General features: G+C 69.4%; 24 protein-coding genes. 16 read left to right on the top strand and 8 right to left on the bottom strand.

Going from position 1 to position 25,747, the window contains the following annotated elements; translation table 11 throughout:
- Positions 1-72: 72 nt before the first annotated feature.
- The 7 genes from ACX1D1_RS10165 (at position 73) to ACX1D1_RS10195 (ending at position 10,150) form a co-directional block, all read left to right on the top strand.
- Positions 73-276: a hypothetical protein gene (locus ACX1D1_RS10165; RefSeq protein WP_459054481.1), complete on the top strand. Its 204-nt coding sequence runs from the start codon at positions 73-75 to the stop codon at positions 274-276.
- Positions 273-836, top strand: coding sequence for an RNA polymerase sigma factor (locus ACX1D1_RS10170; protein ID WP_459054482.1), 564 nt, complete (start codon positions 273-275; stop codon positions 834-836). The genes ACX1D1_RS10165 and ACX1D1_RS10170 overlap by 4 nt, the downstream gene beginning before the upstream one ends.
- On the top strand, positions 833-1,309 hold the full coding sequence (locus ACX1D1_RS10175; RefSeq protein WP_459054483.1) for a hypothetical protein: 477 nt from the start codon (positions 833-835) through the stop codon (positions 1,307-1,309). The genes ACX1D1_RS10170 and ACX1D1_RS10175 overlap by 4 nt, the downstream gene beginning before the upstream one ends.
- Positions 1,310-3,730 (top strand): CHAT domain-containing protein, encoded by a 2,421-nt coding sequence (locus tag ACX1D1_RS10180; RefSeq protein WP_459054484.1) that lies wholly within the window; start codon positions 1,310-1,312, stop codon positions 3,728-3,730. It abuts the gene before it with no gap.
- Between the two features lie 80 nt (positions 3,731-3,810).
- Positions 3,811-6,030, top strand: coding sequence for a hypothetical protein (locus ACX1D1_RS10185; RefSeq protein WP_459054485.1), 2,220 nt, complete (start codon positions 3,811-3,813; stop codon positions 6,028-6,030).
- Between the two features lie 9 nt (positions 6,031-6,039).
- A complete protein-coding gene (locus ACX1D1_RS10190; RefSeq protein ID WP_459054486.1) occupies positions 6,040-8,592 on the top strand; it encodes a hypothetical protein in 2,553 nt (850 codons plus the stop codon).
- A gap of 28 nt (positions 8,593-8,620) precedes the next feature.
- Positions 8,621-10,150 (top strand): peptidoglycan-binding protein, encoded by a 1,530-nt coding sequence (locus ACX1D1_RS10195; protein WP_459054487.1) that lies wholly within the window; start codon positions 8,621-8,623, stop codon positions 10,148-10,150.
- A gap of 158 nt (positions 10,151-10,308) precedes the next feature.
- On the opposite strand, the gene ACX1D1_RS10200 is transcribed toward ACX1D1_RS10195, so the two are convergent.
- The 5 genes from ACX1D1_RS10200 to ACX1D1_RS10220 all read right to left on the bottom strand — a co-directional run bounded on the left by ACX1D1_RS10200 (position 10,309) and on the right by ACX1D1_RS10220 (position 15,639).
- Complete coding sequence (locus ACX1D1_RS10200) at positions 10,309-10,599, bottom strand: putative quinol monooxygenase (protein WP_459054488.1); 291 nt, start codon at positions 10,597-10,599, stop codon at positions 10,309-10,311.
- A 9-nt stretch (positions 10,600-10,608) separates the two neighbouring features.
- On the bottom strand, positions 10,609-12,099 hold the full coding sequence (gene gatB, locus ACX1D1_RS10205; protein WP_459054489.1) for an Asp-tRNA(Asn)/Glu-tRNA(Gln) amidotransferase subunit GatB: 1,491 nt from the start codon (positions 12,097-12,099) through the stop codon (positions 10,609-10,611).
- The gene (gatA, locus tag ACX1D1_RS10210) at positions 12,096-13,604 is read right to left on the bottom strand and encodes an Asp-tRNA(Asn)/Glu-tRNA(Gln) amidotransferase subunit GatA (protein WP_459054490.1); all 1,509 of its coding nucleotides are present in this window, start codon (positions 13,602-13,604) and stop codon (positions 12,096-12,098) included. Before gatA ends, gatB begins: the two co-directional genes overlap by 4 nt.
- 2 nt (positions 13,605-13,606) lie before the next feature.
- Entirely contained in the window at positions 13,607-13,900 is a 294-nt protein-coding gene (gene gatC, locus ACX1D1_RS10215; RefSeq protein ID WP_182799872.1) for an Asp-tRNA(Asn)/Glu-tRNA(Gln) amidotransferase subunit GatC, read from the bottom strand.
- Positions 13,901-14,079: 179 nt separating this feature from the next.
- Positions 14,080-15,639 (bottom strand): vWA domain-containing protein, encoded by a 1,560-nt coding sequence (locus tag ACX1D1_RS10220; protein ID WP_459054491.1) that lies wholly within the window; start codon positions 15,637-15,639, stop codon positions 14,080-14,082.
- Between the two features lie 141 nt (positions 15,640-15,780).
- Here ACX1D1_RS10220 and ACX1D1_RS10225 point away from each other — a divergent pair, with 141 nt between their 5' ends.
- From ACX1D1_RS10225 to ACX1D1_RS10265, 9 genes are all read left to right on the top strand, one after another.
- The gene (locus ACX1D1_RS10225; RefSeq protein ID WP_459054492.1) at positions 15,781-15,993 is read left to right on the top strand and encodes a Flp family type IVb pilin; all 213 of its coding nucleotides are present in this window, start codon (positions 15,781-15,783) and stop codon (positions 15,991-15,993) included.
- 75 nt (positions 15,994-16,068) lie between these two features.
- Positions 16,069-16,434, top strand: coding sequence for a TadE/TadG family type IV pilus assembly protein (locus ACX1D1_RS10230; protein WP_459054493.1), 366 nt, complete (start codon positions 16,069-16,071; stop codon positions 16,432-16,434).
- Positions 16,422-17,477 (top strand): pilus assembly protein TadG-related protein, encoded by a 1,056-nt coding sequence (locus ACX1D1_RS10235; protein WP_459054494.1) that lies wholly within the window; start codon positions 16,422-16,424, stop codon positions 17,475-17,477. The genes ACX1D1_RS10230 and ACX1D1_RS10235 overlap by 13 nt, the downstream gene beginning before the upstream one ends.
- Before the next feature lie 29 nt (positions 17,478-17,506).
- The gene (cpaB, locus tag ACX1D1_RS10240) at positions 17,507-18,217 is read left to right on the top strand and encodes a Flp pilus assembly protein CpaB (RefSeq protein WP_459054495.1); all 711 of its coding nucleotides are present in this window, start codon (positions 17,507-17,509) and stop codon (positions 18,215-18,217) included.
- On the top strand, positions 18,214-19,386 hold the full coding sequence (locus ACX1D1_RS10245; RefSeq protein WP_459054496.1) for a CpaE/TadZ family protein: 1,173 nt from the start codon (positions 18,214-18,216) through the stop codon (positions 19,384-19,386). The genes cpaB and ACX1D1_RS10245 overlap by 4 nt, the downstream gene beginning before the upstream one ends.
- Positions 19,373-20,869, top strand: coding sequence for a TadA family conjugal transfer-associated ATPase (locus ACX1D1_RS10250; RefSeq protein ID WP_459054497.1), 1,497 nt, complete (start codon positions 19,373-19,375; stop codon positions 20,867-20,869). The genes ACX1D1_RS10245 and ACX1D1_RS10250 overlap by 14 nt, the downstream gene beginning before the upstream one ends.
- Positions 20,869-21,813, top strand: coding sequence for a type II secretion system F family protein (locus ACX1D1_RS10255; protein WP_459054498.1), 945 nt, complete (start codon positions 20,869-20,871; stop codon positions 21,811-21,813). Before ACX1D1_RS10250 ends, ACX1D1_RS10255 begins: the two co-directional genes overlap by 1 nt.
- A 4-nt stretch (positions 21,814-21,817) precedes the next feature.
- Positions 21,818-22,705: a type II secretion system F family protein gene (locus ACX1D1_RS10260; RefSeq protein WP_459054499.1), complete on the top strand. Its 888-nt coding sequence runs from the start codon at positions 21,818-21,820 to the stop codon at positions 22,703-22,705.
- A gap of 55 nt (positions 22,706-22,760) precedes the next feature.
- A complete protein-coding gene (locus ACX1D1_RS10265) occupies positions 22,761-23,375 on the top strand; it encodes a prepilin peptidase (RefSeq protein WP_459054500.1) in 615 nt (204 codons plus the stop codon).
- Positions 23,376-23,385: 10 nt separating this feature from the next.
- On the opposite strand, the gene ACX1D1_RS10270 is transcribed toward ACX1D1_RS10265, so the two are convergent.
- Genes ACX1D1_RS10270 through mnmA form a run of 3 tightly spaced genes read right to left on the bottom strand, consistent with a single transcriptional unit; the run spans position 23,386 to position 25,641 of the window.
- Positions 23,386-23,589, bottom strand: a complete 204-nt coding sequence (locus ACX1D1_RS10270) for a hypothetical protein (protein WP_459054501.1) — start codon at positions 23,587-23,589, stop codon at positions 23,386-23,388.
- Between the two features lie 28 nt (positions 23,590-23,617).
- Positions 23,618-24,568 (bottom strand): uroporphyrinogen decarboxylase/cobalamine-independent methonine synthase family protein, encoded by a 951-nt coding sequence (locus tag ACX1D1_RS10275; protein WP_459054502.1) that lies wholly within the window; start codon positions 24,566-24,568, stop codon positions 23,618-23,620.
- On the bottom strand, positions 24,568-25,641 hold the full coding sequence (gene mnmA, locus ACX1D1_RS10280) for a tRNA 2-thiouridine(34) synthase MnmA (protein ID WP_459054503.1): 1,074 nt from the start codon (positions 25,639-25,641) through the stop codon (positions 24,568-24,570). The genes ACX1D1_RS10275 and mnmA overlap by 1 nt, the downstream gene beginning before the upstream one ends.
- Positions 25,642-25,747: the final 106 nt, after the last annotated feature.

Genomic DNA, 25,747 nt, shown 5'->3' on the forward strand with positions numbered 1-25,747 from the left:
TGAGGTATCAGGAGGGCGGCCGTCGGCTCTTGTCCGGTGACGTCCGTTTCAACCGTCCCCGGAGGAGTACCAGTGTCACCGTCACAGCCCTGCATCCTCGACGCCCCGCCATCCCCCCGCCAGCGCGCGTCCTATGCGCCCCAGCCGTACTACGTGCCGCTGCCCTACTACGTCCCGATGCCCTACTACGTGCCGATGCCGTTCCACGGCTCGGCGCGGACGGGGGCCCCTCGGCTGGTGGTGACGACGGCCCCTTCGGCCGGTCGGGCGCCATGACCTCGGCGGAGTCGCTGTCCAGCCGGGCTGCCGAGGCCTTCCGCGGCTACCGCGAGGGCGACTCGTCGCGCCTCGCGGATCTGGTGGAGCTGCTCACCCCACCGCTGTGGGCTGTGGCGCGCTCGTCAGGGCTCAGCCACTCCCAGGCAGAGGACGTGGTCCAGTCCTCCTGGCTGGCGCTGGTGCGCAGCGCCGGATCGATCGCCGAGCCGCAGGCGGTGTTCGCGTGGCTGCTCACCACCACCCGCAGGGAGGCGTGGCGCCTGGCCCGCGTACCGCCGGAGGTTGAGCTGCCCGAGTCCACCGTCGCCCCCGAACCCACGCCCGAGGTCATCGCCGAGTCCGAGGACCTCAACCGGCGGCTGTGGACCCACATCCACGCGCTGAGCCCGCGCTGCCAGGCCCTGCTGCGCGTCATCGCCTACTCCACCAGACCCGACTACGCCACCATTTCCGCCGCGCTCGGCATGCCTGTCGGCTCCATCGGCCCCACCCGGGGGCGATGCCTGGCCACGCTGCGCCGCTCGCTGGCCTCCGATCCCGCCTGGAGCCCTGCATGAGCCCTCACGACGACGCCCTCCGGCCGCTCGACGCCGGCGACGATGACCTGATCGCCGCCGTCGCCGCCGCCCAGGCCCGGTTCGATCCGCCGCCGGTCGGACTGGCGGAACGGGTCTCGTTCGCGGTGTCGCTGGAGCTGATGGACGCCGAGCTCGCCTCCCTGAGCCAGCAGGACCGGGCGGGCGCCAGGGGGCTGGACCCCGCGGTGACCGACACGCTCACGTTCACCGCCTCCAGCCTGAGCCTGATGGTGGTCCTCAGCGAGACCGACGGCGGGGTCCGGGTGGACGGCTGGGTCACCGGCGGTGGGGTGAGTGTGGAGGCCAGGACTGCCGACTCGATAGACCTGCAGGTCTCGGACGCCACGGGGCGGCTGACCTGGCCGCTGGTGCCGCACGGCCAGCTGCGCTTCCTCATCCGCCCGGGCCGCCCGGACCAGCGGCCCGTCGTCACTCCCACCATCGAGGTGTAGGTGACCCGGTCCGCGCAGGAGCTCTACGACTCGGCCCGTGCGACGCTCGCGGAGCATCGCACGGCAGAGGGGGCTGCGCTGTTGGCGCGGGCGGCGGCCGCCTGCGACGCCTCGGAGGTCGAGTTGGCGCTCCGGATCCGGATCTCGTCCGCCTGGGTCACGTTCGAGGAGCGGGGCACCTCGCCGGCGTTGGAGGAGCTGCGCGCCGCGGCCGCCGAAGCCCTCGCCCAGGGACTCCCCCAGATCGCCTGCGCCGCGGACGTCCAGGCAGGGACTCTCCTGGCCCGAGCCGGGGACCGGCCGGCGGCCTGGCGCGCGCTGGCCGGCCTGGACGAGGACTTCCTTCCGCCGCCTGACCGGATGCGGCTGCTGCTCAACCGCGGCACCATCGCCTCCGAGCTGCAGCGCTTCGAGGAGGCCGCCGCCGACCTGACGTCCGCGGCGGCGCTGGCCGACGAGCTGGGCGTGGCGCCGGTGTCGTTCATGGCCCGGCACAACCTGGGCTGGATCCGGTTTCTGCGCGGGGATCTTCCCGCCGCGCTTCGCCACATGCACGACGCGGACGCCCTGAGCGTCACCCTGGACCGCTCCGTCGCCCGACAGGACCGCGCACGAGCCCTGATGGAGGCGGGCCTGGTGTCCGAGGCCTACGACCTCCTGCTCCTGGCACGCGCCGGCCAGCCCGGGGCGCAGCAGGCTTCCGAGGTGGACCTTGACCTGGCCAGGTGCGCCCTCCTGCTCGGCCGCTCGGACGAGGCGCTGACCCGCAGCCGTGCCGCGGCCCAGGTGTTCCGACGGCGGGGCGAGCCGGGCTGGCACCGTCGGGCCGTGCTCTGCCAGCTGATGTCGCGGCCGCGCCTGTCCGCGGCCCGGGCGCTGTGGGAGGCGGCGAGCGCCGACGGCGACCGGTTCGTGGCGGCCCAGGCCGCGGCGGCCGGGCTGCGCGCTGCCTCCGGGCGGCCGGCAGAGGTCGCGGACCTGATCCCGGACGTCGTGTGGCTGTCGCGCTCGCCGGTGGTCTCGCTGCGGCTGGCCGGATTGGTGGCGCTGGCCACCGCCGCCTCCCGGCGGGGGGACGACGAGGAGGCACGGCGGGTGCTGAGGCGGGCCAACGCCACCCTGGTGCACGCCCAGCTGGGCCTGGCCAGCCTGGACCTGCGCACCGCGACCGCCCTGCACGGCGAGGCTGCGGCGGCTCTGGACCTGGAGCTCGCCGACTCGAGGGGCCCGTCGGCCGTGGTGGAGGCGGCGGAGCGGTGGCGGGCCGCCACCCGGCCCACGCCGCGGCTGAGGGCGGGACCGGACCAGCGGGTGCAGGAGGCCGCCTCCGAGCTGCGCCGCCTTCGCGCCGCGTTCGACCCCGGGGCAGCCGACGCAGAGGAGGCCGCGCGCGCCGTCGTCGGGGCCGAGCGGGAGCTCCGGGCGCTCACCTGGGGGGCCGTGACGAAACCGCCCCCCACCGTCGTCGTTCTCCGTGCGGCCACGCTGCGCAGCGCCGCCGAGGAGCAGGGATGCAGCCTCGTGGTGACGCTCCGCTGGGGCGACGAGCTGAGGGCCGTCGTGCTGGGCGACGGCCCGGATCGCACCATCAGCCTCGGGTCGGCCGAGCTGGCAGCCGAGTTGGTGGAGGCCGCCAGGGCGGACCTCACGGCGCGCGCGAACATGCATCCGGCGCACCCGCTGGCCGGGGCTGTCGCGGCGTCGCTGGCGGCGCGCCTGGCCGCGCTGGGGGACCTGGTGGCGGCGCCGCTGGCTGGCCTTCCCGGGCAGCTCGTGGTGGTGCCCACCCGCGTCCTGTCAGGGGTGCCGTGGCTGGCCCTGCCCCAGTTGCGCGGCCGCGCCGTCACGGTGGCACCCACCGCGTCGAGTTGGGCGAGCTCGGGCCGGGTGGTGCACCGGCCGCGGGTCAGCGTGCTGACCGGCCCCGGACTGCCGTTCGCGGCGGAGGAGCGGCAGTCCGTCGCGGGGTGCTGGCCGTTGGTGCAGACGACCAACCTCAGCGACGCGCTGGCGGGCGACGACCTGGTCCACGTGGCCGCGCACGGCGAGCATCGCGGCGACAACCCTCAGTTCTCCAGCCTCCTGCTGGCCGGCGGTCCTGTGTTCGCGCACGAGCTGGAGGGCCTGGAGGTGCGGGCCAGCCATGTGGTGCTGTCCGCCTGCGAGGTGGGGCGCGCCACCCATCGGCCCGGCGATCAGCCGCTGGGTCTCACCGCGACACTGCTGTCGGCCGGAGCCTCCTGCGTGGTGGCCCCCGTCGCGCCGATCGGCGACCAGCTGGCCGCCGCCGTGATGGCCGCCTACCACGCCGAGCTCTGTGGCGGCGCCGACGCCGCCACCGCGCTGGCCCGCGCCACCGTCGACGACGCGAGCGCGGGCACCTTCGTGTGCTTCGGCGCTCCGTGGCGCGCCACCGTCTGACGTATCACCGGGCCGCCCGCGGGCTCCTGTGTCTGTGACGGTGCAGTGCGCATCGGAGACTCGACGAGGAAGGCGCAACCATGGTCCAGGCAATGGGTCCCACCTACGCCGGCGGCACCCAACCCATCACCAAGGACGGGTACGACGTGCTCTACCTGCCCGACGTCAACAACCACGAGCTGATCGCCCAGGGCGAGGCCCCGGTCTTCTACTACGTGCCCAACCGGATCCGGATGGCCCGCAAGGACGGCCCGGACAAGGGCGACTACCTGTTCAACCTGGTGCGCTTCTCCGGCACCGGCGGCGAGGGCGTGATCGGCGGCGGCGGAGACGTGGCCGGCGGCATCATGACGTTCTCGGTGACGGGCGCGCTCCCCGAGCAGACCAGGCGGCAGGCCGAGGCGGACATCACCGCCAAGATGAGCACCAGTACCGACGCGTTCTGGGGCATCAAGAACGCCCGCAAGCCTCCGATGTTCCGGCCCGCGGTGATCGCGCAGACCATCACGTCGGTGTCCAACATGTCGCCCACCCCCACCGGGTTCCCGACGGCGGACCAGCCCACCCGCGGCGGCCGCACCCGGGGGTTCCGCACCGTCGGCATGCCCGGCAACCGGGCGCTGACCCGGGACCCGGAGCCCGGCGCCACCCCGGCCAGGGACAACAACCTGGACCCGTGGTACTGCATGATGCAGGGCCAGGGCAGCGGCTCCATCGACCCCACCGGCACGCACGCCTTCTCGGGCCTGCTGGGGGTCTACCCGGCCAACATCGCGTGGGCGGCGTTCCACGGCACGGCCAGCCCGCTGATCGTGATCCAGAACTACAAGCTGAAGGTCTGGTCACCGGTGTGCACCATCAAGATCGACGGCAACTGGGACTCGGTGTTCACGCACTTCTCGGCCGCGGCGTCGGGCCGCTACCTGTGGGCCAAGGTGGACGCGCAGGCCGAGTTCAACAACATGCGCAAGTCCGGGGCCATCAAGGTCGACGTGAAGGTGGACACGACGCTGCCGGGCGCCGACGAGATCGCGCGGAAGATGGACGAGCGCTCGGATCTGGTGTTCAACAAGTTCATGGAGATGGCGCAGAAGACCATCTTCGAGCAGCCGCAGCCCAAGGTTGACGCCGCGCAGGCGTCCTCGGGCGGCTCGTTCTGGTCGCCGTGGGGGGTTGGGCTGTCGCTGAAGTACCGCCGCGACGAGAGCCACCTGGACCTCCACTACGAGGAGACCAGGCAGTTCGCCTATCTGCAGGACCACACGATCTCCAGCTCGCTGGCCGGGATGGGTGACGAGATCAAGGGCGATCCCGAGGCCGAGCGCAAGTACTTCCTCACCGTCTACCTGGACGACTGGCCGCAGCGGCTGGCGCGCGTGGTCCGCCCCGTGGCGAGCTGGGAGGACAAGACGGTGCAGTTCATGTCGGTTCAGATCGGCTATCCCAACACCGGCGGCGAGCTCAACTGGCAGGGACACAGCTTCTCCGGTGCGGACGGCAACGACCCCACGTGGAAGTTCCAGACCGCCAAGAAGGTGGCCGGCGACGTCAACAACCCGCCCTCGGGCTGGACGCCGGACCTCACCTACGTCAAGCGCAAGGTCCACCTGGCCGAGCCGCCCAGTGAGGCTCTGGATCCGTTCCACCGGGTGCAGATCGAGCGCAACGTGATCGACCTGGACCCGGAGCCCAACGGGACCCTGCTCAACGACACCACGCTCGAGGTCCGCGCCGACAACGCAGGCCGGGTGGCGGTGGGTCCCATCGGCCTGGGCGTGATGCTGGAGGACCGCTCGCAGACCGTCGAGGTGGTGCTGGAGGCCACCGATGCGGACTACAAGCCGATCGGGCTGGCGCCCGTGCGTTTCCGGTGGGGCTTCGAGGACGTGGACGAGGACCGCAGCTGGACGATCTTCTCCGGCGACCCGCAGTTGCTGCCCTACTACCGCTACCAGGTCACGGCCACCGTCAAGGGCACCCTGTTCCGCAAGGGGCAGACGTGGACCGGGCCATGGGTCACGGCCAACGGCAACGGCCCGCTGATCGTCGAGGTGCCCGCCCCGGACGCCGACGGCGTGGTGACGCGCTCCCTGTCCGACGACCGGGTCCGCCGCCTGCGCGAGCTTGCCACCCCGTCGACCCGCGAGGTGGTTGCTGCCGCAGCTGCCACCGCCGTCGGGTACGACGCCGAGGAGTACGCCGCGGAGGGCTACTCCCCGGAGGCCCACGAGACGGAGGCCGAGCCGGTGAGGCGGTCGGCTGGAGGCACGCCCACCTCGTTCCTGTCCTACCCGTTGTGAGGTCTGGCCATGGCCAGCATCGCCGAGATCCGGCGCGACCCCTCCGGCGCGCCGGCGTGCTCGGTCACGTTCCTCCTCAGCCGGAGGCCGGCGCCCCACGAGCCCATAGCGGGCCTGGTGATGACGGCGACGCTTGCCCTGGACCTCCGCTGCACGCTGGATGACCTCGCCTGGGTGGAGTTCACGCTGCAGGTGGCCGAGCCGGTGCGCGCAGAGTCGCGGGGTCCGTTCGGGGCGGCGGCGCTGGCCGCCACCTTCGCCGGCGACGATGCCCGCGGGCTCCTCGCGGCGCTGGCGGGCGGCGGCGGGGGCCCGGACCTGGTGATCCGGGCCCGGCGGACCGACGGCATGTCGGGGCAGTGGCGGCGGCCGGTGGCCGACCTCATCGTTCCCCTCCTCGGGGCCGCCCCCGATCGGGTGGTGCACCTGGTCACCGCCGAGGGCGGCGTCGTGGGGGACGTCTTTCCCGCACGCAGCACCAGGACCAGAGGCCCCGGCCGTGAGCTGCTGATGCTGCGCCGGAACGAGGCGGTCCCCCTGATGCAGGTCATCCGCCCGCAGCCCGCCGTGATCCGGCCGCTCCTGGCCGAGAATCTGGTGTTGTCCACGCCCCTGGCGCCCCAGGAGACCGGGCCGGTGCTGGACGGCAGGCCGTTGTTGGCGGACCGGCGGGGCGAGGACCGCTGGTACCTGCCCGAGATCGTGCTCGACGTCCCCGCCCCGGGACAGGACCCGGACTCCTCTCCCTTCCGGTTCGATCTGGCGCAGGTCGGGCATCAGGCCGACGGCTCCCCCGCGCTGGAGGCCACCGTGGTGGTGACCCTGCTCGCCCGCCCCTCCGCCGCCACACTCGCACCCTGGGAGAGCGGGGGAAGGCCTCCGCTGAAGCCTGTGCCGTGCGTGCCGCAGGTGGGGCTGCACCTGCCCTTCCGGGACGACGACGGCGCCGCCCGCACCGAGCTGGTCACCGCGAACTCGGCGGTGGTGAGCGGGGTGCTCGGCGAGGTCGGCTCGAGAATCACCGCCACCTTCGTGCTGCAGAACAACTGGGCCCGCCTCGCCTACGGTGCGCTGTCGACGCCGGGGTTCCAGGCGGAGCCCGCCGTCGTCGAGGTGGGTCTGGCGCACAGCGGCTGGCGGGCGGAGCGGACGCCGTCGAGGCTCACCGTGGACCGTCTCACCGCGCCGAAGCTGATGGCGCTGCGGCGCCGCGACGACGCCACCCGGACGATCGCGGCCACTCAGCTGCTTGCCATGGCCAAGGCGGAGATCCGCCTGACGCCGGCGATCGCCCTCGAGAAGTTCGACCTGGCGCAGCTTGGCGTGATCAGGCACGCGAAGGTGAGCGCCACCGCCACCACCAGGCTCCCTGCCCTTCTGCCGTGCGCCGACCACCCGCAGCTGTACCGACAGCGCGCCGGCGACGGATGGGAGGCCGTCGGCTGCCGGCCTGCTCTCCGCCTGGGCGAGACGCAGTACCGGCCGTGGCAGCCGGAACCGGTCACGGTCGCCGGCGTCAGGGTCTTCCGTTCGTTGACCCAGCCGGGCAGGTTCCTGGTCATCCCCGAGAACTACGCCGTGGGCCGCTACCCGGCCGAAGACCCTGACCGGGCCTATGAGCCCACGCTGCTGCTCACCTCCACCATCGACGTGGACAACCCGGCCAACATCCGCTGCGTGCTGGCCGCAGCGCTGGAGCCCGAGCCGGACGCGGCGGACTTCGCTCTCCTCGCCGGTGAGCTCCGCCAGCGCCTCGGCCGACCGGTCGAGCTCGTCGGCCCGTGGCAGGCGGGGGTGGCACCCGAGGTGAGTTGGGCGGTGCCGGGCTCGGACCGCGCGGACTGCGTACCCATCGACACCGGCTTCACCTTCATGCTGACCACCGACATTCCCGGCCTGCTCACGCTGAGGACCCTGCTGCAGCGCGGCGGGCTCGTGGGCTCCGCCCGTTACGCCATTCCCGGCGGCGACAGCGCGGTGAGCACCCTGCGGCTGGACCTGAGCCGCGTCGTCGGACCGGCCGGGGGCCCGGTCACCGCGGAGCGGACGGGGGACGAGGTGCGGCTGACCAACCGGCTGGACCGGCGCGTGGCGGTCAACCGGGTGGTGGCCGACGGCGCCGTCGTGGCCACGCCGTCGCTGCTCCTCACCGCCGGGCAGCAGGCCACAGTGCCCCTGCCGCCGGGGACGGTGGGTCTGCTTGCGTTGGACCACACCGTCGAGCCCGGCACCGAGAGCCTCGACGAGACCCGCAGCTACATCGAGGACCTCCACCTGGGCGTCACGTTCGTGGCCACCGGGGACCTGACGGGTGTCGCGGGGTTGGAGGTGGCGGCCACGTTGCTGGGCGCCGCCGCGGACCCGGTGACTCTCACCCACGCCCAGCGCCAGGCAGAGCGTCAGTTCGTCCTCCCGCTGACCACCTATGCCACCGATCCCGCCGTGAGGTTCACCGTCACCGCGGTGGGCACCGACGGCACCCGCACCGCGGCGCCGCCTGTCGACTGGCCGGTGCGCACCCGTGGCGTGCTCGTCCCCCTCTCCACCCCCGTTCCGCAGTGAACCACGCACCATCCGAAAGGACACTTCCATGACCGGTTACTCGCTCCACGTCGGACTCAACGTGGTAGACACCTCCAGCTACATCCCGGCGCCCACCGTGCTCGCGGGGTGCGTCAACGACGCCAACGACATGGAGGCCCTTGCCTCCGGGGAGGGGTTCCGCACCCGGAAGCTGCTCGATGCGCAGGCCACCTCCACAGCGCTGCTCAGCGCCCTGGACAGCTTGGCCAACACCGCCGTCGACGGGGACATCGCGTTCGTCAGCTTCTCGGGCCACGGCGGCCAGATCCGTGACAACACCGGCGACGAGGACGACGGGCTCGACGAAACCTGGTGCCTGTACGACAGGCAGGTCCTCGACGACGAGCTGTACCTCAAGTGGTCCCAGTTCCGCTCCGGGGTGCGGATCGTGGTGCTGTCCGACTCCTGCCACTCGGGCACCGTGGCGCGCAGCATCCTGGCCATCGCCACCCGCGAAGCGCTGCTGCGCAACCCGCTGGGCGAGGAGTACTGGCCCACGGATGTGCACGTGCCGAGGCTGCAGCCGCGCATGATGGCGCCGAGTGTCGCGGCGGCCGACTCGGCACGCCGCCGGGAGCTGTACGCCGTGGCCAAGACTGTCGCGGGGAGCACGCGGAGCACGGACATCGCGGCGGAGCTGATCCTCATCTCCGGTTGCCAGGACAACCAGCTGTCCAGCGACGGGGACGTCAACGGACTGTTCACCGAGACGCTGCTGCGGGTGTGGGCAAATGCGTCGTTCTCGGGCGATTACCGCTCGTTCCACTCGGCGATCGTGCGCAGGATGCCGATGGATCAGACGCCCAACTTCTACACCGTCGGCACGGTGTCGGCGGCGTTCCAGGCGCAGCGGCCCTTCACCCTCACCGCCCCGGCGGCCTCGGTGCCGGTGGATCCGGGCGGCTGGGGCGAGCCCGGCCCGGGGACGTCGCGGCGGACGCTGCGCCAGGGCGACAGCGGGGAGGACGTGCGCTACCTGCAGCAGCTGCTGGTCGACGGGGGCGCCTGGCTGAGCGTGGACGGACAGTTCGGCCCGGCCACGGCCAACGCGGTGCGCGGCTTCCAGAGCTCGCACGGGCTGACGGTCGACGGGGTGGTCGGCCCGGCCACGTGGGCGGCCCTTGAGGGCGGCTCGGGCGGCGGCTCAGGAGGCTCGGGCGGTTGGGAGGAGCCCAGCGGCGGCAACTCCGGAGGCGGCAACTCTGGCGGGTGGAACGGTGGGTGGAGTGATCCGTCCGGCGGCTCCGGCAACCAGGGCGGTGGCGGCAGCGGCGGTGGAGGCTGGGGCGACCCCTCGGGGGGCTCAGGCAACCAGGGCGGCGGTACTCAGACCCAGACCCGGCCGACGCTGCGTCGCGGGTCCACTGGTGAGCACGTGAAGTACCTGCAGCAGCGGCTGTCCGACCACGGCTATTGGCTCACCGCGGACGGCCAGTTCGGCCCGGGAACCGAGTCCCAGGTGCGAAGTTTCCAGCGCAGCAACGGCCTGTCGGCCGACGGCGTCGTGGGCCAGCAGACGTGGGCCGCCCTGGGCTGATCTTCGATCCCTGAGGAGCCCCACCGCCGAAGGCGCGTGGGCGTCTCGAAGGGTCGAATCGTGACCTGACAAGCAGTCTCGCTCCAACGTAGCGTCACAACCCTTCGAGACGGCCGACGGTCGCTCCGCGACGCCGACCTCCTCAGGGACCGGGAAGGTCAGCCGGCGAGCAGCGTGAACACCGTCTTCGACCGAGGCTCCACCTGCACACGGTTGGCCACCTCGGCCCATGCCTTGTAGTGGTCGGTCGTCTTGTGGGCAGCCAGGTCGTCCTCCGACCGATACGCCTCCACCAGCACGAAGCGGGTGGGGTCGTCGGCCTGCTGGAGCACGTCGAAGGTGAGGCAACCCGGTTCCTCCAGCGACGCACGACTGTTGACGACGCACGCCTCGGCGAACTCGTCCTCAGCTCCGGGTCCCACGGTGACGTAGGCATGGAACAGGTACATCAGCCCTCCTCAGGACAGCTTCGACAGAATCAGTTCGCGGACCATCCCCGCGTCGGCCTGGCCCCTCATGGCCTTCATCACCTGGCCGATGAGGGCACCCGCGGCCTGGACCTTGCCATCGCGGATCTTCGCCGCGACATCCGGGTTCGCCGCGATCACCTCGTCGACGGCGACGCTCAGGGCGCCCTCGTCGGAGACCACCGCGAGCCCGCGGGCCGCGACGACCTCGGCGGGTTCGCCCTCGCCGGCGAGCACGCCCTCGATCACCTGGCGGGCCAGCTTGTCGTTGACCTTGCCCGCGTCGACGAGCCCCTGGACCGCCGCCACCTGGGCGGGCGTGATGGCCAGCTCCTCCAGCTCGACGCCGGCCTCGTTGGCCCGACGCGCCAGCTCGGTGACCCACCACTTCCTGGCCGCGCCCGGGGAGGCGCCCGCCTCCACCGTCGCCTCGACGAGCGCGAGCGCACCGGCGGCCTCGATGTTACCGAAGTCGACGTCGCTGAACCCCCACTGCTCCTGCAGGCGCGCCCGGTGTTCGGCGGGCGGCTCGGGCAGCGTGGCGCGCAGCTCCTCCACCCACTCGCGCGAGGGGGCGATGGGCATCAGGTCCGGCTCGGCGAAGTAGCGGTAGTCCTCCGCCTCCTCCTTGGAGCGCCCCGGCGAGGTGGTGCCAGTGGCCTCGTGGAAGTGGCGGGTCTCCTGCTTCACGCGACCTCCGCCATCGAGGATGGCGGCCTGGCGGGTCATCTCGTAGCGGATGGCGCGCTCGACGGAACGCAGCGAGTTGACGTTCTTGGTCTCGGTGCGGGTGCCCAGCACGTCGGAGCCGATGGGCATGAGCGAGATGTTGGCGTCGCAGCGCAGCGACCCCTGCTCCATCCGGACGTCGGAGACGCCCAGTGAGCGCAGCAGCTCGCGCAGGTGGGCAACGTAGGCCTTCGCCACCTCAGGCGCCTTCTCCCCCGCCCCGCGGACGGGCCGGGTGACGATCTCGATCAGCGGCACGCCGGCGCGGTTGTAGTCGATCAGCGAGTGGCTCGCGCCGTGGATGCGGCCGGTGGCGCCACCCATGTGGAGGGCCTTCCCGGCGTCCTCCTCCATGTGCGCGCGCTCGATCTCCACCCGATAGGTCTTGCCGTCCAGCTCCAAGTCCACGTAGCCGTCGAACGCGATGGGCTCGTCGTACTGGGAGGTCTGGAAGTTCTTGGTCATGTCGGGGTAGAAGTAGTTCTTCCGGGCCATCCGGCACCACTGGGCGATCTCGCAGTTGAGCGCGAGCCCGATCCGGATGGCGGATTCCACCGCCTTGCCGTTGATCACAGGCAGCGAGCCGGGTAGGCCGAGGCAAACCGGGCACACCTGGGTGTTGGGCTCGCCGCCGAACTCGACGGTGCAGCCACAGAACATCTTGGAGTTGGTGTTGAGCTCCACGTGCACCTCGAGCCCGAGGACGGGCTCGTAGCGGGTGAGGAGGTCGTCGTAGTCCACCGTCTCGCTCATGCGGACACCGCCTTCTCGCCGTCGGACATTCTGCTCAGGAGCGGGGCGCCCCATTGGGCTTCGAGCGCCCGCTCGACGACGCCGCCCACCCGGTACAGCCGGGGGTCCTCCATGGGCGGGGCCATCACCTGAAGGCCCACCGGGAGCCCGTCGTCGCTGAGCCCGATCGGGAACGAGGCGGACGCGTTGCCGGCCATATTGGACGGGATGGTGCACAGGTCCGCCATGTACATGCTCATCGGGTCCGCCATGCGCTCGCCGATCTTGAACGCGACGGTGGGCGTCGTGGGCGAGACGAGGACGTCGCAGGCCTCGAAGGCCTTGTCGAAGTCCTGTTGGATGAGGGTGCGGACGCGCTGCGCGGAGCCGTAGTAGGCGTCGTAGTAGCCGGCCGAGAGGGCGTAGGTGCCGATGATGATCCGGCGCTTGGCCTCCTTGCCGAAGCCGGCGTCGCGGGAGATGTTCATGACCTCCTCGGCTCCGCGGGTGCCGTCGTCGCCGACGCGCAGGCCGTAGCGCATGCCGTCGAAGCGGGCGAGGTTGCTGGAGAGCTCGGCGGGCTGGATGAGGTAGTACGCGGGCAGCGCGTAGCTGAACGCGGGGCAGGACACCTCCACCACCTCGGCGCCGGCTGCGCGCAGGAGCTCCACGGCCTCGGCGAACCGGTCCAGGACGCCCTGCTCGTAGCCCTCCCCGCCGAGCTCCTTCACCACGCCGACGCGAACGCCGGTGAGGTCAGGGGCGACAGCGGCGCCGGCGAGGTCGCCGACGGGCTGGTTGATCGAGGCCGAATCGTGCGGGTCGTAGCCGCCGATGACCTGCTGCAGCATCGCGGCGTCGAGGGCGGTGCGTGCGCAGGGGCCGGGCTGGTCCAGGCTGGAGGCCATGGCCACCAGGCCGTAGCGCGACACTCCCCCGTAGGTGGGCTTCACGCCGACGGTGCCGGTGACTGAGCCCGGCTGGCGGATGGAGCCGCCGGTGTCCGATCCCACGGCCAGCGGCACCATGAACGACGCCACGGCCGCGGCCGAGCCGCCGCCGGAGCCGCCGGGGATGCGCTCGGTGTCCCACGGGTTGCGGGTGGGGCCGAAGTAGGAGGTCTCCGTCGAGGACCCCATCGCGAATTCGTCCATGTTGGTCTTGCCGACGATGACCAGCCCGGCCTCGCGGAGGCGCGTGACGACGGTGGCGTCGTAGGGCGGGACCCAGCCCTCCAGCATGTGGGAGCCGCAGGTGGTGGGGTGGTCGGTGGTGCAGAAGTTGTCCTTGACGCCGATCGGGATCCCTGCGAGGGGGCCCAGCTCTTCGCCTGCGGCGCGGCGGGCGTCGATGGCTTTGGCCTGCTCGAGGGCGAAGTCGGGGTCGACGGAGAGGAAGACGTTGAGGGTGTCGTTGAGCTCGTCGATGCGCTGGAGGCAGGCTCGGGTGAGGTCCTCGGAGGTGAGGGCGCCGTCGGCGAGGAGCGCCGCGAGCTCGTGGGCGGGCTTGGTGAGGATCGGGTTCATGCTCACTCCTCCCCCAGGATCTGCGGGACGCGGAAGCGGCCGTCCTCGCTGTCGGGGGCGCCGGAGAGCGCCTGCTGCTGGGTGAGCGACGGGGTGGTCACGTCGTCGCGGAACACGTTGGTGAGCGGCATGGCGTGGGTGGCCATGGGTACGTCGGGGCCGGCGACCTCGGAGACGCTGCGGACGGACTCGAGGATGACGTTGAGCTCGGGCGCCAGGTCCTGGCACTCCTGGGGGGTGAGCTGGATGCGGGCCAGCGCGCCCAGCCGGGCCACGTCGTCGGCGGTGATACCCACGGTGCTCCTTCAGGTCGACGGGTGCCGCGGCGGCGGCTCGCCCCATCTTAGGACCCAGCGGCGTCGCGGTGTCCGCCCGCCAATTCGCCCGCTACCCCCGCTGGTTGAGCCCGCCGCGGCGCGGAGCGCCCGCAGCGGCGTCGAAACCTCCTGCACCCGGTGCAGGGACCCGAACCCCGTCAGTCGCGAGGCGGTACCACAGGGCCGGTGGAGTTGATCATCTCGAGCATCCTCGAGCGCTCCGTGGTGTAGCGCAGGGTGGTGCCGTCTGGGAGCTTGAGCTGGTCGCCGTCTGCGAGTGTCGCGGTGAAGGTCTCCTTGCCCTGGCGACCCTTGATCCGGATGGAGGTGTCCTTGCCCGGCTTGGCCTTGACCGTGAGCCCGCCGCGCTGGGTGCTGGAGGAGGGGCCGGTGACGAGGAACTCGTCCACCACCTCGCCCTCCTTGGTGACGAGCGCGAGTGAGCCGTCGAGCTGTGGCATGCGCTTGCGAATGGCGCCGACGATCAGGGCGACGATGGCCACGGCCGCGATGGCTGCAATCGTGGCGGGGATGGCCCAGGAGGGCAGGGCGGCGAGGGGGCTGGGCTCCCCTGCGCCGTTGGCATCCGGGGCCACTGAGGCCTCCGCCGACGAAGACGCCACCGCCTCCGCGGCGATGGTGAGCTGGATGGGGGCCGAGGTGGCGGTGAGTTCCTGCCCCAGCCCGAGGGGCGCGAGTTGCGCCTGCCAGGGGGACGTGACTGTCGCGGTGACAGCGACGGCGGCGTCCGTGCCGGGCGGCAGCGCCAGCGTGATGGTGCTCGTCTGCTGCTGCCCGGGCGTGAGGTCGAGTGTCGCGGGCTCCATGCCGACGGCGGCGCCCTCGATGGCAGGCGTCAGCTGGATGGCGGCCACGCTGGTGGGGAGGTTACTGGTGGTGGAGGTCCAGGTGGCGGTGAGTGTCGCGGTGGCGCCGTCGACGGTGGGCTCGCTCAGGGTCACGGTGACCGGCTGCTCGAGATCCGGGGCCAGCACCTCGCCGACGCGGAAGCGGGTGATCTCGTCGGTGAGGCCGGAGAGGAAGCCGACGATGTCGTCCGGGGTGGCCACCTGCGCGTTGGGGAACACCTGGGTGAGCAGACCGGCGTCTGACTCGGGACCGAGCGACAGCGCGAAGGCGCCCACCTGGCGGTCCGCGGTGGCCTCGTTGGCGCGGGTGCGGAGGTCTGCCCAGGCGGGCGCGTCGGCGGTGACGAAGTCGGAGTCTTCTGCCGCATCGAGTTCGCCGTCGGTGAGGAGCACGAACGCGGCCACCTCGGAGGCGCCGTCGCGGTTGAGAGCATCGACGCCCTCGTTGATGGCGGCGCCGATGTCGGTCTGGTCGCCGGTGGGTTCGTCGGGCAGGGCGCCCAGGAGTGTGTTCGTACTTGGGGCGTCGCCATCGAAGACCGTCTGGGCGCCGTCGTCGAACGTGATGAGGGTGACGTGGTCGTCCGGCGTGAGTGAATCCGCGAGGCCGGAGAGCGCGTCGCGGGCGCGCCCCCAGCGTCCCTCCTCCTGCATGGAGAGGGAGGTGTCGACGATGAGGATGTAGTCGGTGGCCTGGTCCTCGATGCCGAGTGTCGCGGCGATGGCGTCAAGATTTTCTTCGGCAGCCGCAGGGAGCGCCCCTACTACAGCCAATAGTAGTCCGACAAGGACCGCGACCGACGCCCTGGCTCCCTGCACATCTCCCCCGAACTTGCATCTGCTGTCCATCGCACGCTACACGCGCGGTCATGAAGTTGACGAACGGCCAACCGGGCCTTAACTTTAGCCCACGGGGGACGCAGTGAGTTGTACCCCTTTGGGGACCTGATTCATCTCCCCTGGCCTTCATCAAGAAAGGGGGCAACCGCCATGGTTGCACTGTACGCCCACCTCACCGCCCTCCTCCACGTCGTCGGTAACCGCTTCGCCGACAAGACCAAGGGCGCCACCGCCGTCGAGTACGGCATCATGGTCGCCCTGATCGCAGTCGTCATCATCGCCGCGGTGGCCGCTATCGGCACCCAGCTTGACGTGAAGTTCACCGAAGTTCTGACGAAGATCGGCGGAGCGAAGGCCCCCTAACCCTCCTTCAGCAGTCGGACGAAACCTGTCAGGGCCGACCCACCGGGCGGCCCTGACAACATCAGTGAGGCAGGAATGACTGGCAGGCACCGAGGGTCAGCGGCAGTGGAGTTCGCGCTCGTGCTGCTACCTCTCTGTGTTCTTCTTCTGGGGATCATGGACGGGGGATATTACCTCTACCTCAGAGCCTCCGCGGCTGGTGCGGCCCGCGAAGGTGTCCGCGTGATGGCGATCTACAATGACCGGTCTGCGGCCGAGGCTGCGGCTCTGAACGCCTTTCCGGGTGGCTCTGTGGACACTCCGGCAGAAGTGGTCGTCCCAGACTCATGCAAAGCCGGGCAACCAGTAGCAGTCACTCTCCGCTACAGCAACGGTTCGATTTCTGGCTTCTTCCCAATTCCGGAAATTGTAGAAAGTAGTGTCATGCGATGCGGGGGATAACGAATGAGCGCGGCGCGGTCGCCGTCATCGTCGGCATTCTGATGGTTGCGCTTGTGGGATTTGCTGCCATAGCAGTGGATGTGGGAGCACTTTGGTTGGACAGGAAAGAACTCCAGAACGCAGCAGACGCCGCAGCGCTCGCATTGGCGCAGACGTGCGCTGATGATGGCAAGTGCATCGACGGTTCCGCAGATATCGACCAGCTGGATATAGCGGCAGAATACGCGCGCATGAACACCTCCGACGAGACAAGTAAGGCTGAAATCCGCGATGATCAGATATCAGTGACTTACTGGACCGATACGGAGATCAGTAAAACAACAAATTCGGTCACGGTCACTGTCGCGAGTACCCGGACCCATTGGTTCGCTCCTGTGCTCGAACAGGATTCAAAATCAGATGTCCTAGCATCAGCTACCGCATCATGGAGCGTAATGGGAGGTGGAGCCACACTACCTTTCACTGTTTCCCTGACGTGCTTCGAACAACTACTCGAGAGCGGGAAGACGATCAAATTCGACTTTCAGGAGCCAAGTGGGCCCTCCGGATCAGATAAGAAATCAGAGGAGCCAGACGAGCCGGAGACGTTCGAATGCGGCTACTCCGATCCCACGATCGTCCCAGGGGGATTCGGGTTCCTCACTCCGACGATCACGGAGGAATGTCTAGCCGAGACCTCTGCAGACTCCACGGTGGTCGGTGGGAACGGCGACACCCTGAAGGACTTCAAGAACTGTATTCCGCTATTTGCTGACGGCGCACTGGTCGGCATCGAGGTGCTAATTCCCCTGTTCGACGCTGTCGAGGAACTCCCGGGGCCGGACCTCTTTCATATTGCCGCATACGCCAAGCTCAAGATCACCAGTTACTGCATAGATCCCGGCAAAGGCGGATGGTTTGGTGGCCCCGGGGTGAAGTGCAATTCGGGTGGGGGCAGCGATGGGCAATTCCTCGCCGGTGAATGGATCGAGACCAAGCCCGTGCTCGATGCGGAGCTTGGCGGAGGATCGATGGGCGTTAAAGCCGTCAAACTGACAGCCTGAGCCAAGCAGCAGACTTGAGATAGAGACCTATGAGAAGACGTGTCATCGCTGCGATCGCAGCCACCCTACTTGCCGTCCTTGGCGCCGCATTGCTCGGAGCATATATAGTGGGTGCCGACGAACGAGCGCTTGCTAGGCTTGAGCCTACTGCTGTTTTGGTCGTCACTCAAGACATCCCGGCCGGCTCCCCCATCACTTTGGGAGAGAACGTCGAGACCCGCGAGATTCCACTGGCCGCAGTGGTGCCGGGTGCCTTGACGACACCGGAACCGGTCACCGGACAGGTGGCAATCGCCGCGCTCTATCCCGGAGAGCAGGTGTTGTCCAACCGTTTCGTGGCGCCTGAGGATCTGACCGGAGACCAAGTGGTGGTTCCAGAGCAGCTGGTTCAGGTCACGGTATCCCTCGGCCCTGAGCGCGTGATCGGTGGCAGGCTGACAGCCGGCGACACGGTCGGCGTGCTCCTCTCAGTGACTGATCCCGCCGCCAGCACTCAGACGATTCTCCACCGCGTCCTGGTCACCCGCGTGCAGGATGCTCAGCAAGGTTCCGGCGAGACGGAGGAAGGCGAGGATGCCACTCCACCCGGCGCTCAGTACATCACGGTGGCGGTGTCGGCACCCGACGCAGAGCGAGTGGTGTGGGCCGCCGAGCACGGCACCATCTGGCTGACCCTGGAGCGGGAGACCTCGCTCGTCGAGGGCACCAGGCAGGTCACCCTGGAGAATGTGGCCTCATGAGCGCTGTTCTCCTGGTTGCCCGCTCCCCCCGCATCGTTGATCACGTGACTCTCGCCACCGGTGGTCAGCTGGCCGTCCTGACGGGCGAGGACGCCGATGCACTAGCTCGCGCCCTGGGTTCAGCTCCTCCTCCGGAACTGCTGATGCTCGAGACCGGCTTCGATCCCCAGGGGGCCTTAGCCGTGGCATCGTGGGCGCGAGAGCGGTTCGGCGCCGCCGTGGTCCTGATCACCGACGACGCCGAGGGCCTGGCGCTGGCCGCCATGCGCGCAGGCGTCAGGGACATGCTCTCGCCGGACGCTTCACCTGAAGAGATCCGCGACGCCATCGCGCGAAACCGACGAGCTCCTGTGGTGAACACCACCCAGGGCGAACACAGGGGCCAGATCGTCACCGTCGCGTCCCCGAAGGGCGGCGTGGGGAAGACGACTGTGGCCACCAACCTTGCCGTCGGCCTCGCTCAGCTGGCGCCCGAGCGGGTTGTGCTCGTGGACCTGGACCTCCACTTCGGCGACGTGGCCAGCGCTTTGAACCTGACGCCCATCTACTCGCTGCCAGATGCGACCCGCCCGGCTGCGGCCGGTGATGCACTTGCGCTCAAGAGCTATCTCACCCGTCACGAGACGGGCCTGTGGGTAGTCCCCGGTTCAGACTCCCCCGCCGCCGCCGACAGCGTCACACCAGAGGATGCGACCGCACTCCTGAAGGCGCTCGCCCAGTCATTCGACTTCGTCGTGGTGGACACCGCGCCCGGGTTGACCGAGCACACTCTCGCTGCGCTGGACCTCACTGGCGAGTTGGTGCTGGTGACCGGACTCGACGTGCCCGGCATCCGCGGGCTCCGCAAGGAGATCGAGACCCTGAGCCAGCTGGCCCTCCTCCTGGAGGCGCGCCACGTGGTGATCAACTTCGCCGACTCATCGCGCGGCCTAAGCATCGCCGACGTTGAGGCCACCATCAACGCCAAGGTGGACGTGACGTTGCCGTCGGCCAAGCTGGTGCCGATCTCGGTCAACCAGGGTATTCCGCTCCTGCAGACCCGGGGCAAGGATCCCATCTCGCGGCAGCTCTCCGGTCTGGTAGATCGGATCGCAAAGCGACCGGCCCAGGAGAAACAGCGGGCCGGCCTGTTCAGTCGGGGTAAGGCGGTGCCCGATGGGGCTCGCTGACCGGCTCCGGGCCGCGCGCGCTGACGGGTCCGACGCGGTGACTGCACCCGCGACCAGCCCGGAGTCGCCCACCGACGCCCCGTTGGCTCCCCCCGTCACACCGGCAGGACCGGGATTCGCGGCTCCGGGGCAGAGGGTCCTGCAGGAATCACCGGCAGGGCCGTCGCTGGCCCAGCGGGTGGTGCAGACGCCGCGGACTAACCAGGACGCCATGCGGGCGCTGAAGGACCGCACCACCACCACGCTGTACGAGCGGCTTGGCAACAGGCTCTCCGACGCGTCCATCACGGACGACGCTTTACAGAAGCTGGTGCAGCAGGAGCTCACCTCGATCATCGAGGGCGAGAGCCTGGCCATGACCGGCAGCGAGCGGCGTCGGCTGCTCGAAGAGATCCAGGCCGACGTGCTGGGTCTGGGCCCTATCGAGGGTCTCCTGGCCGACCCATCAGTCACCGAGGTGATGGTCAACGGCCCCGACAAGGTCTACGTGGAACACGCCGGACGCCTCTACCGCTCGGACGTCACCTTCCGCGACGAGGCACACGTACGCCAGATCATCGACCGCATCGTCGGGCGCATTGGCCGGCGGATCGACGAGTCCTCTCCCCTTGTCGACGCACGCCTCGAGGACGGCTCGCGCGTCAACGCCATCATCCCGCCCCTGGCCTTCAGCGGCTCCACCCTTACCATTCGCAAGTTCAGCCACGATGCGCTGAGCATTCCGGATCTCATCCGGCTGGACACGCTCTCGCCGGAGATCGCCGAGCTGCTGCACGCCTGTGTCAAGGCCCGGCTCAACATCATCATCAGCGGCGGTACCGGCACCGGCAAGACCACGCTGCTCAACGTGGTGTCCTCGTTCATCCCCGACGGGGAGCGGATCATCTCGATCGAGGATGCCGTTGAGCTCCAGCTGCAGCAGGACCATGTGGTTCGTTTGGAGTCCCGCCCCCCGAACATCGAGGGCAAGGGTGAGGTGAGCATCCGGGAGCTGGTGCGCAATGCCCTGCGCATGCGCCCCGACCGGATCATCGTCGGTGAGGTGCGTGGCGCGGAGGCGCTGGACATGCTGCAGGCCATGAACACCGGCCACGACGGCTCGCTCTCCACCATCCACGCCAACTCGCCTCGTGATGCACTCGCGCGCCTGGAGACGCTTGTGCTGATGGCGGGCATGGAACTGCCCCTGCGCGCCATCCGCGAGCAGGTGGCCAGCTCTGTTGACCTCATCGTCCAACTCGCCCGGCTCCGCGACGGCACGCGGCGCGTCGTGGCGGTCACCGAGGTGCACGGCATGGAGGGCCAGACAGTGACCCTGCAGGACGTGTTCCTCTTCGACTACTCGGCAGGGCTCGACCGTGACGGGCGCTTTCTCGGCCACGTTGTACCCACCGGAGTACGCCCGCAGTTCACCGACCGTTTCGCGGACCTCGGGATTCAGCTGTCTTCGAGGGTGTTCGGCGCGGGGCTTGGGATGCGCTGATGCTGGGCTTTGACTCCCCCATGCTGGCAGCAGCCTCTCTGGCCATCGGCCTCGCCTTCGTCGTAGTCATGCTGCTGTGGCTGAAACCCAACACACGCGAGGTGCCACTTCACCGGCGCCGGCCCGTGTCTCACCGGAGCCGCAGTGCCGTCGCAGGGCTCGCAGACGCCGCCACCCGGGGCGTCGACCGTCTCCTCGCTGGCCGCAGGCTCACGTTGACCGAGCGGCTCGACGTGGCCGGCATCGCAACTCCGGCAGCACAGTTGGTGGTGATCGTGCTCTGCGCCTGCATCGCGGCCGTGGCCCTCGGCCTACTTCTTGGCTCGCTCGCCGCTGGGTTCATCATTGCCTTTCTGATCCCGCTGGTGGTTGCGGCCGCTGTGGTCGTCAGGACAGAGCGGCGCCGCACGGCGTTCGCCTTCCAGCTGGATGAGACCGCTCAAATGTTGGCTGGAAGCCTGCGTTCGGGCTACTCGTTCACTCAGTCGATGAGCATGGTGGGACGCGAGGCGGCGTCACCCACAGCCGAGGAGTTCGCCAGGATCAGTAACGAGCTCCGCGTGGGGAGACCACTGTCCGAGGCGATGGGTCACACCGCTGACAGGATGAAGAGCGAGGACTTCAGCTGGATCTCGCAGGCAGTCGCCATCAACCGCGAGGTGGGCGGCAACCTCGCAGATGTGCTTGATGGCGTGTCACACACCATCCGGGAACGTGCGCAGCTTCGTCGCCAAGTCGCAGCGCTCAGCGCGGAAGGTCGGCTCTCGGCGATCGTCCTGATCGGGCTCCCGTTCGTCATCATCGCGCTACTCATGATCGTCAACCCCGGATACCTCTCGTCCCTCCTAACCCATCCTGTGGGGTGGCTCATGTTGGGCACCGCGGTGATCCTCCTCGCCGTCGGAGCCTTCTGGCTGCACAAGACCGTTCAGATCAAGTTCTAGAGCGATGACCACCACCGTGATCGCATCGATCGCCACCTTCGCCGCCGGTCTTGGAGTCCTTTTCTGGCTCTTGCTGGCCGGGCCCGATCAGGTCCGCAGCAGGGCGCTTGACAACCTCAACCGGGGCACTGCGACAGATGTGGCTCGCCCCCGGCAGCATCAGGGGCATCTGAGTTTCGGGCGGTTCATCGACACCCCATTCCGCCGTGGACGCATGGAGCGTGCCATCGCAAAGGCGGGGTTCCCGGGGGGCTGGACGGTGGACCAACTGCTGTCCATCAAGGTGTTGGGGGCACTTCTCACCGCAATCCTGATGTTCCTCCTGTGGATGGCGTCGCGATCCCTCGTCATAGCGATCCTCGGAGCCGCATTGGCGGTCGGTGTCTACTTCCTTCCCGACCTGCTCCTGCTGAATACGTACCAGAAGCGTCGCGAGCAGGTGGACTTGGAGCTCGCCGACACCCTCGACCAGATGAGCATCGCAGTTCAGGCTGGGCTCGGATTCGACGCGGCCATGCTCCGTGTCGCACGCAATGGAACTGGGGTACTGGCCCAGGAGTTGGTCAGGACCATGCAGGACATCCAGGTGGGGCAGAGTAGGCGAAACGCATACGAGGAGTTGGCCGGACGCACGGGCTCGATCTCACTTCGACGATTCGTCCGCACTGTTATCCAGGCTGAATCGTATGGCATCCCCCTTGCCGATGTACTGACCGCTCAAGCCGACGAGATGCGTATCGCTCGCCGGCAGCGGGCGGAGCGGAAGGCCATGGAGATCCCCGTCAAGGTGGTGTTTCCACTCATCCTGTGCATCCTTCCTGTCATATTCATCGTGATTCTTGGGCCGGCCGCAATCTCCATCATGGAGAATCTCTTCCCTGCAATGGGGTGAGCTCTGTGAGAGATTTGCTCTTGGAAAGCTGCACATGCGGGCTGCAAGGACTGGCGTGACTCTCCTTGTCGTCGGGGTCGTCCTTGTACCGGCGATTATCGCCCCTCTTGTGACCGGCTACCTATCACCTTCGGCCCAACGTTGGCTGTCCGTAGCCTTTGCCCTCACGACGTCAACCTGGGCGGCGATAGCTGTAAACCCCTCCGCGTTACCCGCGTTCGCGGTCCTCGCGGCAGCGTGGGGTGCCGCCACCGCCGTCGATCTCGCCGAACATCGCCTACCTGACGCACTCACGCTGATCCCAATCCCCCTGTTCTTCGCCCTCCAAGTACCGTGGGCTGTGTTGGAGGGCGGATGGGGAAGGCTAGGCTCAGCGCTCCTGGGCTCGCTGCTCACCGCGGCCATTCTCTTCGTGCTCGCCTACATCAACCCGAGTGGCTTCGGCCTCGGAGACGTGAAACTCGGCCTCACCACCGGTGCGGCGCTCGGTTGGTTCGGGATCGGAACTGCGCTGCTGGGGGTCGCGGCGGCGTTCATCCTCATGGCCGTCATCAGCGGACTTCTGCTCGCCACCGAGAAGATCAAACGCGAAGCCGAGATCGCCTTCGGCCCATTCATGATCCTGGGCGTTCTCGTTACCCCCTGGGCCGGGTCACTCCTAGGCTGGTGAACGCCCCGAGTCACGCACCGGTAAGGATCAGGTAGAACATCCGGCCGAGGAAGAACAGCCCCACCGCGATGGCAACCACCACGAAGGGGACGACCAGCCGCTGGACCTTCTTGAGCCGCGTGCTCGGTACCCCCGTCGGACCCCATGGTCCTCGCCCCACCTGCGCCCGCACGGGCACGTTGTCGTTCAGGTTGAGGTCGGAGAAGATGCGCACGAGCCCAGCTTAGGCGAGCGTCGGCGCGCTACCCACGGGCCAGCTGCTCCTCCACCAGGGCCGCTGCCTTCCGCAGCGCCTCGAGCTGTGGGATCACGTCCTCCCGACGCCAACCGGAGAGGCCGCACGCCGTGCCGAGTGTGAGGCCTTGCAGCGAGTCCACCTGAATCGCTCGGAGCACCCGCAGGGAGGCCCTGACGAGTTCGTCGACGGTCTGCGGCCCTCGTGCGGTGTCGACGACGCCGAGGATGAGCCCGCGGCCCTCGTCGCGCCACTGCGCCAACTCGTCGAGGTCCACCAGCGCAGCGTCCACCGACGCCCCAGCGAACCCAGCCCGCCGCGACACCTCCAGCCACCGCCCAGGCGCACAGCAATGCAGCCAGGCGCCACCGGCCAGCGGACGCAACGCCTCCACCAGCGCGGGCATGTCCACCCGACGATGGCGCGAGAACCCGCTCGCCGTGGGCACGCGCCCCTCGGCCACCGCCATCATCGACGGCTCGTCCACCTGCACCCACAAGGTGGCACCCGGCACCCGCCGCGACACCTCCGCCCGCAACCGCGACACAGCCTCAACCTGCGCCTGGGCCAACTCTCGCCGGGCTCCGTGATCGGCCAGGAGACGGTCGCCCATGGGCCGCTCGACGGAGGACGCCAGCGTCCATGGGCCGGGCACGGCCACCTTCAGCACGCCGTCGAAGCCCTGGAGAAGCTCCTCAGTGTCGTCAAGGTCCTGGCGCCACTGAGCGTGAGCCCGACGATGCTCAGCCCCCGAGTTCGGCACCAGACGCCAGCCGGCAGGCTGCACGTCGAATCCAAGCCCCGAGATGAGCCCCAGCGCACGTCCGATCATGTCCGACCCCACACCGCGCTCCGGCAGCTCCGGCAGCGGCAGCACCTCGGGCAGGGTCTCAGCCATGGCCGCCAACGCCCCCCTGAAGTCCGTCCCCGGCAGCGAGCCCGCAGCGGTGATCAGCATCAGCGGGCCTCGGCGATCACGGCGCTGCCCACCACGCGGTCACCGTCATAGACCACCACGGTCTGACCCGGCGCCACGCCGTGACCGGGCTCCTCCAACAGCACGGACAGGGCGCCGTCGACGGCCGCGATGGTCGCATCCTGCGGCGTCCCGTGCGCCCGGTACTGCGCCTGCCCCCGCCAGGGACCGTCGACGGCCTCCGCGGTCCACGAGGGTCGGATCCCCGTCAACTGGGTGACGGCCAGGTCCTCCCGCGACCCCACCACGACGGTGTTGCCCACCGGCTCGATCCGCAGCACGTAGCGCGGCTCCCCTGATGGTGCAGGCACCCTCAGGTCCAAGCCCTTGCGCTGGCCAACGGTGTAGCGGTGCGTCCCGCGGTGCTCCCCCAGCACTGCACCGTCGCCGTCGACGATGGGGCCGGGTGCGTCGTCGAGGTACCGGCCGAGGAAACCCTGGGTGTCGCCGTCGGCGATGAAGCAGATGTCGTGGCTGTCCGGCTTCTTCGCCACACCCAGCCCGAGCGCCTGCGCCTCGGCGCGCACAACCGGCTTCTCCACGTCGTTGAGCGGGAATGTGCAGCGCCGGAGCTGGTCCTGAGTGAGCATGCCGAGCACGTAGGACTGATCCTTCGCGGCGTCGGCCGCGCGGTGCAGGGAGACGGCGCCATCGTCGTGGCGCCTCAGGTCCGCGTAGTGGCCCGTGGCGACGGCGTCAAAGCCTAGTGCGATGCCGCGGTCCAGCACCGCCGCGAACTTGATCTTCTCGTTGCAGCGCAGGCAGGGGTTGGGCGTGCGGCCGGCTCGATACTCGGCGACGAAGTCCTCCACGACAGCCTCGTGGAACTCCTCGGCGAAGTCCCACACGTAGAAGGGGATGTCCAGCTTGTCCGCCACGCGGCGCGCGTCGTGGGAGTCCTCCAGCGAACAGCACCCCCGCGCCCCCGATCGGTAGGACGCGGGGTTCTTGGACAGGGCGAGGTGCACGCCGGTGACTTCGTGGCCCTCGGCCACCAGGCGCGCGGCAGCGACGGCGGAGTCCACCCCGCCCGACATGGCAACCAACACCCGCACGTGGCGCTCCTCTGCTCAGCAGTGCTCCACTGTACCGATCCGCATGTCAGACCTGCACAGTCCGTCACGATCCCCCGTATTGACTCTCGGCCTGGGTCTCTGTTCG

The sequence above is a fragment of the Tessaracoccus luoxuelianae genome (genome assembly GCF_054483915.1).